General features: G+C 58.5%; 8 protein-coding genes and 1 pseudogene. 1 reads left to right on the forward strand and 8 read right to left on the reverse strand.

Going from position 1 to position 7,825, the window contains the following annotated elements; translation table 11 throughout:
• Positions 1 to 185: 185 nt before the first annotated feature.
• From LXM55_RS32155 to LXM55_RS32165, 3 genes are read right to left on the reverse strand one after another with little or no spacing between them, the layout of a single operon-like run.
• Positions 186 to 617 (reverse strand): carboxymuconolactone decarboxylase family protein, encoded by a 432-nt coding sequence (locus LXM55_RS32155; protein WP_102863378.1) that lies wholly within the window; start codon positions 615 to 617, stop codon positions 186 to 188.
• 28 nt (positions 618 to 645) lie between these two features.
• The gene (locus LXM55_RS32160) at positions 646 to 1,266 is read right to left on the reverse strand and encodes an FMN-dependent NADH-azoreductase (protein WP_233324171.1); all 621 of its coding nucleotides are present in this window, start codon (positions 1,264 to 1,266) and stop codon (positions 646 to 648) included.
• Positions 1,263 to 1,709, reverse strand: coding sequence for a GNAT family N-acetyltransferase (locus LXM55_RS32165; RefSeq protein ID WP_233324172.1), 447 nt, complete (start codon positions 1,707 to 1,709; stop codon positions 1,263 to 1,265). Before LXM55_RS32165 ends, LXM55_RS32160 begins: the two co-directional genes overlap by 4 nt.
• Positions 1,710 to 1,796: 87 nt before the next feature.
• Between LXM55_RS32165 and pdxR the strand changes: the two genes are divergently transcribed.
• A complete protein-coding gene (gene pdxR, locus LXM55_RS32170) occupies positions 1,797 to 3,200 on the forward strand; it encodes a MocR-like pyridoxine biosynthesis transcription factor PdxR (RefSeq protein WP_233324173.1) in 1,404 nt (467 codons plus the stop codon).
• A gap of 456 nt (positions 3,201 to 3,656) precedes the next feature.
• On the opposite strand, the pseudogene LXM55_RS32175 reads toward pdxR, so the two are convergent.
• The 5 genes and pseudogenes from LXM55_RS32175 to hxsD all read right to left on the reverse strand — a co-directional run.
• A pseudogene (locus LXM55_RS32175) lies at positions 3,657 to 3,839 on the reverse strand (hypothetical protein); the annotation flags it as partial.
• A gap of 2 nt (positions 3,840 to 3,841) precedes the next feature.
• A complete protein-coding gene (gene hxsA, locus LXM55_RS32180; protein ID WP_161759774.1) occupies positions 3,842 to 4,471 on the reverse strand; it encodes a His-Xaa-Ser repeat protein HxsA in 630 nt (209 codons plus the stop codon).
• Positions 4,468 to 5,697 carry a His-Xaa-Ser system radical SAM maturase HxsC gene (gene hxsC / locus LXM55_RS32185; protein ID WP_233324174.1) on the reverse strand — a complete coding sequence of 410 codons (1,230 nt, stop codon included), beginning with the start codon at positions 5,695 to 5,697 and terminating at the stop codon, positions 4,468 to 4,470. Before hxsC ends, hxsA begins: the two co-directional genes overlap by 4 nt.
• 5 nt (positions 5,698 to 5,702) lie before the next feature.
• Complete coding sequence (hxsB, locus tag LXM55_RS32190; protein ID WP_233324175.1) at positions 5,703 to 7,190, reverse strand: His-Xaa-Ser system radical SAM maturase HxsB; 1,488 nt, start codon at positions 7,188 to 7,190, stop codon at positions 5,703 to 5,705.
• Positions 7,187 to 7,555: a His-Xaa-Ser system protein HxsD gene (gene hxsD, locus LXM55_RS32195; RefSeq protein WP_233324176.1), complete on the reverse strand. Its 369-nt coding sequence runs from the start codon at positions 7,553 to 7,555 to the stop codon at positions 7,187 to 7,189. The genes hxsB and hxsD overlap by 4 nt, the downstream gene beginning before the upstream one ends.
• Between the last annotated feature and the right edge of the window lie 270 nt (positions 7,556 to 7,825).

Raw genomic sequence — 7,825 nt, forward strand, 5'->3', positions numbered from 1 at the left:
ACGCCGCCCCAGGCCATCCATGGCCTGGGGCGGCTAGCTCGGCATCCATGCCGAGCTGCCCCCTACGCAACGCCTGCGTTCGGCCTCCTGAAGGGGCAGGAAGATCAAGAGCCAAAGCCAAAGCCAGATCAAAGGCCAAAGCAAAGCCCAAAGCAAAGCCAACACTGTCGACAGTGGCCTCGCTCTCAGAGCTTCATGCCCACCGCCAGCCGATTAAAGGCATTCATCAAGGACACGGCCAAGGTCAGGTCGGAAATCTCGACCTCGCTAAAGTGCGCTTTCAGCGGTTCGTACAGCGCGTCCGGCGCGCCCTTGTCGTGGACGTAGGTGAGGGTTTCGGCCCAGGCCAGGGCCGCGCGCTCGCGGTCGTTGAACAGTTCGCTGACGCGCCAGCCGGCGAGGCAATCCAGTTTGTCCTGGGCGACTCCACATTCACGCAGGGTCTGTGAGTGCTTGCCCAGGCAGAACGAGCAGCCGTTGATCTGCGACACGCGCAAATACACCAGTTCCAGCAAGGGCAGGCCCAGGGGGCTGGCGGCCAGGGCGGTGTTGGTGGCGAGCAGGCCTTGATAGGCGGCCGGCGACAAAGTGGCAAAGGGCAGTCTGAGTTGGCTCATGGTGAAACTCCGCTGGAGAAAAAAGTGATCAAGCGCAAACAAGGGGGGTGAACAGTGGCTGGGAGGACAGTGCGCCGCGGGCCTCGTCGAGGGTTGCGCGCACCGCTTCGTCACCGAATACCAAGCCCTGCAGATAAGTGAACTGCAGGTCGAACAGGCCGAGGGTGTTCAGCACCTGGCGCAGGTAAGGCGTCAGAAAATCCGGTTGGGCTGCCCGTTCGCCCTGGTGAAAGCCGCCGGAACTCACCAGCACATGCACCGGGCGGTCCTTGAGCAGGCCGACCTTACCCTCTGGGCCGGAACTGAAGGTGCGGTGAATGCGCAGCACATAGTCGATCCACAGCTTGAGCGCCGCCGGCAGGGTGAAGTTGTGCATGGGCGTGGCAATCAGCAGCACATCGCAGCGCTCCAACTCACGAATCAACCCTTCGGACACTTCGAACAGTGGCGCGTCGAAGGGCGTGGCGGTGGTCAGGGCGTGGGCGTAGTCCAGGCCCAGCGGTGGCAACGGCTGCGCCCCCAGATCGCGCTCGACCAGTTCGAGCTGCGGATAGCGTTGGCGCAGGGAGCTCAGTAGCTCCATTGCCAGCCGGTGCCCCTGGGAAACCTGGCCATGGGGGCTGGCGTTGATCAACAGAACAGTGTTCATGCCGGCTCCCCACCGCGAAGCCGCTCGGTGAAGTGCATGCCGCGGGCCAGCAACCCCTGGCGGAAATAGAAGCGCTGGGCCAGGGGCATATGCAGGCCGGTATCCAGCACGAAGTGCTCGCATTGACGCTGCACGGCCTCATCCCGCACGGCGCTCAACAGCCGCGCTCCCAAGCCGCTGCGTTGAAGCTCCGGGCTCACCACCAGGTCATCGACGTAGATGAAACGCCCGTAGAGCAGGTTTTCCAGCTCGCGGTAACCCGCCAGGCCGACGATGCGCTCGGCGTCCCACGCGGCGAGCAAACGGTAGCCCTGCTCGGTTTGCCGGGCCAGTTGGGCGACATAGGCCGCCGGGCGGGTGAGGTGCGGGCGCAAGACACGCATCACGTCGAAACTGGCCGCCAGGGCCGCCTCGGTATCGAGGTGTTGAAGGGTGTAGGGCATGTCCGTCATCCGCTGAAAAGAGATGGCCCACTTTAAAAGGTCGATGGCTTAAGCTACAGGGCCAAAAAATGCACAAATGACTAGGCCATGATCCTTCCTTTCGAATTGGACCGCAGCCAGACGGCGCCGATCTATCGCCAGCTGTACCAGCGGTTTCGCGAGTCCATCGCCGATGGCCGCCTGCGCCCGGGGGACCGCGTGCCGGCGGTTCGCGCCTTGGCGGCGGAACTCAACCTGGCGCGGGGCACCGTGGAAGCCGCCTACCAACTGCTGATAGGCGAGGGCTACCTGATTGCTCGCGGCGCCGCCGGGACCATTGTCACCCCGCAACTGGCGCCGATTTCCGCGCCCGCGCAGCGCGCCCCGGTGGCTGCAACGACCCACCAAGCCACCCATGCCGGCATGTCGCCCTTGGCGCTGCAAATGGGCCTGCCAGCGCTGGACGCCTTTCCGCGCAAGCTCTGGACCCGCTTGGCGGGCCGGCAACTGCGCCAGGCGGGCGTCGAAGGCCTGGTCTACCCGGACGCGCGCGGCTACGCCCCGCTGCGGGCGGCCATTGCCTCCTACCTGGGGATTTCCCGGGGCATCACCTGCCACCCGGAGCAGATTTTCGTCTGCGCCGGTTACCGCGCCTGCCTCGACCTGATCAGCCACACCCTGATGCGTCCGGGCGAAACCTGCTGGCTGGAGGAGCCCGGCTACTTCATGGCCAGGAACGCACTGCTGGAAGCCGGTGCACAGCTGATGCCGGTGCCCGTGGACGATCAAGGCCTGGACGTCGCCCAAGGCATCGCCCGCGCCCCCGAGGCCGGCTTTGCCGTGGTCACCCCGACCCACCAGAGCCCGCTGGGAGTGTCGCTATCGCTGCCACGCCGCCTGGCCCTACTGGACTGGGCCAATCGTCAGGGCAGCTGGATCATCGAGGACGATTACGACAGCGAATACCGCTACCAGGGCAAGCCCCTGCCGGCCCTCAAGAGCCTCGACCAGCAGGGCCGCGTGCTCTACACCGGCACCTTCAGCAAAGTCCTGTTTCCGGGGCTGCGCCTGGCCTACCTGGTGGTGCCCGCCGAACAGACCCCAGCGTTCGCCCGCCAGGCGGATCGTTTGCACAACCACTGCCCGCACCTGCTGCAGGCGACGGTCGCGGCCTTTCTCAACGAGGGGCACTTTGCTCGGCATCTGAACAAGATGCGGGGCCTGTATGCGCGTCGGCGGCAGTGGCTGGTGGAGGCGTTGCACCAGGCGTTGGGTGGGCGTTTGCAGATAGACCCGCAGGCGGGGGGCATGCATGTGGTGGCTGGGCTGGGGGAGGGGGACGATGTGCAGATTGCCCAGCGGGCTCGGGAGGTGGGGATTGTGGTGGAGCCGTTGTCGCAGTGGTATCTGGGGGAAGGGGGGAGGCAGGGGTTGGTGATGGGGTTTACCAATGTGGGCAGTGCGGAGCAGGCGGCGAGTGTGGCGGTGCGATTGGGGCGGGTTGTTGGGTGAAAGGGAGGCAACTGGCGATTTCGCAGCGAACCCTGTAGGAGCTGGCTTGCCAGCGAAGCTCGCCAACGATGACGCGCAGGCACCTTCTTTCAGCGTGGGCTTGGGTACGGGGGGTGTACATATCTGTTGCTGCGGGTGTGGCCACTGGCGGTTTCGCCCTTACGGCGAGTCCCTTTTTTTCAAACGCCACAAAAAGGAACCAAAAAACGCTTGCCCCTCCACTCGGTGCCTCGCCTAGGCTCGGCATGCCCTCTCTCCGGCATTGATCCGTGGGCCGCCGCCACAGGCCATCCATGGCCTGGGGCGGCTAACCCGGCGTCCTGCCGGGTTACCCACGGCTCAATGCCTGCGTTCGGCCATCGTGGTTAACGGGGCAGGAAGATCAAAGGCCAAAGCCAGATCAAAAGCCAAAGCCAAGCCAAGTGCGTTTTACGCGCTGGTTGAGTTCAATGGCGTTCATGCCTCTTGCTCTGTTCGCCACTGAATCACCTCCAGCACCGCGCAACCCTCCCGGGTGAGCAGATGCACCCCTCGGGTGACCCGCGTCAGGTCGCAGTCGGCAATGTCTTTCAGATTAAGCGTGGACAGCGTGTCCATCAGATCCCGCACCACGGTGAAACGATGGGCCGCACTGCTGGCACCTAAGGAATACGAATGCCCAATGCGTTTAATGTTGGTGTGTCCATCTGCCCGTTCACAGTCAGGCCGTTGTCCGTTTGAAACGACATCAGTGCTCCTCGAGTCCCTTTGCCCATCACGCCATCGATTGCTCCTTGGTAGTACCTGCGCACCATTAAGGCCGTTTGCACTCGTATGACCAGGTTGCTTTTCTGTACTTCGCTAGGTCGTGTTCGAGTAGTCGTTGAGGTCGTGCCTGTCGATGTACCAGATGATTGGTAAAAAGAGTTGCTGGTTGATGAGCCGGAAGAGCTGCTTGAACCGTAATTCGAGCTGCTTGGTGTGTTGTAGCTGCGAGTGCTCGTGGCAGGAGGGTTGTAGTAGCGAGGCGCGCTATAGCCACTTGATCCACTGTAATGAGAGCTATGGGAGCTGTGCGAGCGGTGTGAACTATGCGAGCGGTGAGCTGCGTACATATTGGTCGCGTCAGGGGCATTGAGCGTGTCGGCAAAGACTGGTGGCTGACTCTTCTCCCGTGGCTCCCAATTTGCATCGGCAAGTGGCATTGGGTTGGCCTGGGCAAGGTTGATACTCGCGACCGGCAACAGGGTTATGCCCCCAATCAGGATTTTCCAGCGATCAAGCAGTTTCACTGTGCGCTCCTTGCGTAGGCATTGAATGCCTCAGTTGATAGTTTTTTTATCCCACGGCTTTGCCAGCGCGCGGTATGAGATTTGAAAAAGCCCGAGCATTGATGAGCTGCGGCGCATTGTTGGCAGGTGTCGATGAACAGATTCTTCCAGTCTGAGATGCTCTGGCGTGCAAAGCGTGAGAGATGCGCAGGCACCAGGCACAGAGGGAGGTTATAGATTGAGACCGGCAATCCTCGGTTGTGCAGAAAGTAGATGGCCTGACTTAGCGACTCTTGGTAATCCAGAGGATCAATCCACAGCTCCTCATAATGCTTTCGTGCTAAGCCAGTACTCTCTATACCCATCAGTGCAATATGTCGTACGAAGGGCAAATTACGGAAAATGTAGTGAGCGAGCTCTGGAAGTCGTGGCGTGGTCAGTCGGTTGAGGACGACGCGAATCTCGATGATCTGGTTGGCTCGAGCGAGGTTGTACAGCCCTTGGAGTGTTTCGCTAAAGGCCCCTGGCGCCTGCACTACGTGGTCATGATCTCTTGCGTTGTCGGCATACAGTGGGATGCCCCAACTTAGTTGCGGATGTTGGATATGAGCAAGTGACTCTATCCAACTCGGATCCTTGAACAGCCGGCCATTACTCAATACATGAATAGATTTTTGTCGAAGCACAGTTTTGCACTTGGCTAAGATTTCCAACAAACCGTCGCGGTAGAGCGTGGGCTCCCCGCCGCTGATGCCTAGGTTCTCCTCACCAGGATCCATTAGATCGATCAGACGAAGGTTCTCCTCAATGTGCCAACGATCATCAATATCCTTAGGTGGTTGGGAGCACATCAAGCAGAGGCTGTTGCAACGATCAGTCATGAACAGCAGGTTACTGTCGGAGCCGCGTCGATAGAGAACTCGGACGATCGGGCTTCCGGGTGTTATGGCAATTACGTCACCAGGGCGAACGACATCTGGATCTTTTGGGGAGTGAAGTCGCAGCTTGCCGACCTCTGCACTCCCGCTAAGTTGTTCCGGAGTAAGGAAGCCTCCAACGGGTAATGATAGTAAGTGCGGGTTACGTTGAAGCTCGGCATCTGGCAGCCACAGTATTAGATCGTCGAAGCTCACGTCCCCAGCGCAGATGGATACGCCTTGTTCAATGAACTCGTCTACGGTGACGACCTTCAGCAACTTAGGTTCAATTAGATGCTGGATCTCGAAATGGGTATCTTTTCTTAGCATCGTTCCTACCCTCGATACCCAGGGAAGAGGATTTCGGAGTAGGCGCGACGATTTAGCCAGGAAAGCAAGACGCGTTGGATATCATCGCCGCCATCTCTCAATAGTTCGAATAGATGTTGCAGTAGTCCTAGATTTTTCTTACAGAAGCTACTGAAGGCACGGTGACCAATCGGATCGCCTTGGCGTGCGAAGTGTTCCACAGGGTCGGCGCCGCAATAGGGGACGAGTGCGCAATCCACGCAGCCCGGTAGTGTTTCGGCAACACCACTTGTTAGTAATGCTTCCATGACTGGTGAGCGTAGTAGCTCGGCTAACGGCTGATGCACGCTGCCTAAACGCAAACCATCCTCGCCCATTTCCAGCAGCATTCTTGCTTCGTCAGATGGGTACACGTAGCCATCGTAGTTATAAACCAAGGCCGCAGTGCCGGCACCGGCAGGTGAGCGCAGATCGACATAGCCAGATGAGAAAGGCGTGAGGATGTTCTTTAGCAGTAGACTCGCGTAGCTCTCTGATAAGTACACACCTTGTTGATTGATCTCCAGCAGGTAAGCCAGCGCTTCCTTGTAGAACGCCAAATAACGCTCCATCGAGTAGTCCAGCCGTTGTGCACCTTTCGAGGCGAAACCGTAGGGACTTAAAGGGCGAAGGGAGATACTGGAAAACCCCCGGGCTACATACTCGTCGATGATCGCTCTTGGTTGCTCAAGGCTCCTCGCCGTTAACGTCGTTAGAGCCGAGACAGCTTCATGGCCTAGGTGTTCGCGGACGCGACTAATGCCGTCTAGGGTTCGTTCATAAGAGTCTCGGGAGGGAGTGGGGCGGTTAGCGTTGTGTAATGACGCCGGTCCATCGAGCGAAGTAGAAAACTGGATGTGATGCTTCTTGGCGAAGACGAGAACTTCTTCGGTCAAGTGATGGAGTGTGGTTGTGATGACGAATTGGATATCGCGCTGTTCCACGACGTTCCGTTCCACTATCCATTCGGTGATCTGGCGGACGCGTTCAAAGGCCAATAGAGGTTCGCCACCTTGGAACTCTACCGTGAGGGCTCGAGCGTTCGACTCGAACATGCGGTCTACGGCAGCACGTGCATCTGCTTCGGAAAGGTCATGTCCAGAGCCACCTAAAGGTGCACGTGATACTTGGCAATACTGACATGTATGGTTGCAACGCAGAGTCACCACAAACAGGTGTAATGCAGGACCTTGCAGGAGGAAGTCTTTCCGACTGCGGTACTGCGCCGCCATCTCCGGAATTGGATCGTGTTGATCTGGCTCGTAAATAAAATGACGAGCGAGTAGATCCTTGTATAGAGAGGTTCCTGGCTGTACGCGCTTAAAACTTAGATCTCGAAGTTGTGGATCGGTGACATGGAGGTACTCGCCTGTTTCAGAAGTAAGCAAAATATCCCGTTCATTCCCTGAACTCATACGCATGAAGCGAAATGGCAGGAGGCGATAACCTTGGGTTTCGGTGGCTATCAAGGTCATTGAGGCAATCCACATCCAGTGAGTGCGGCACGTGCCAAGACTTCTCGCAATCCAGCCGTTTCACTATGGATGTGGTCACGTAAAGCAAAGTCATTCAGATGCTGGAGAACTAGCGCCCGTGCGTGATCAATAGAGAGGGCTGTTTGGGCGCTGGAAGGGTAGATCGTGAGGTTTATAAAACCAGGCTCAGGAGTGATCTGAATAGCCAATTCAGCGGCCAAGCTATAGGCGGTTCTTTGCGCTGCGCTGAGGGGGTATGCGGTGTCGCTGAGGTGCAGAGTGACTGGCCATGTCATCAATATCAATCCTTGAAAGCCCTGAAGAGTGTACGGATTTTGCCGAGTTCCTGGGCGATTGGCCATCATTCGTCGCAGCTTTCTTTAAAATATTTCTGTGCTCGCGTTCTTGACTGCAATCGATTGGATTTAATGAAGTCCCGGCCAGGCGGTCTTGCGAACGGCAGCTGTCAAATCAGCGATTTCCCTGTGGGTGTCGGCTGCCAGCAAAACTCGTCAACGATGACGCGGAGTTACCTTCTTACCGCGTGCACTTGGGGGCGCTTGGCGTACATATCCGTTGCTGCGGTCGCGGCCACTGGCGGTTCCGCTCTTACAGCGGGTCACTTTGGAAAAGCC

This window comes from Pseudomonas sp. Au-Pse12, assembly GCF_021341665.1.
Lineage (GTDB): Bacteria > Pseudomonadota > Gammaproteobacteria > Pseudomonadales > Pseudomonadaceae > Aquipseudomonas.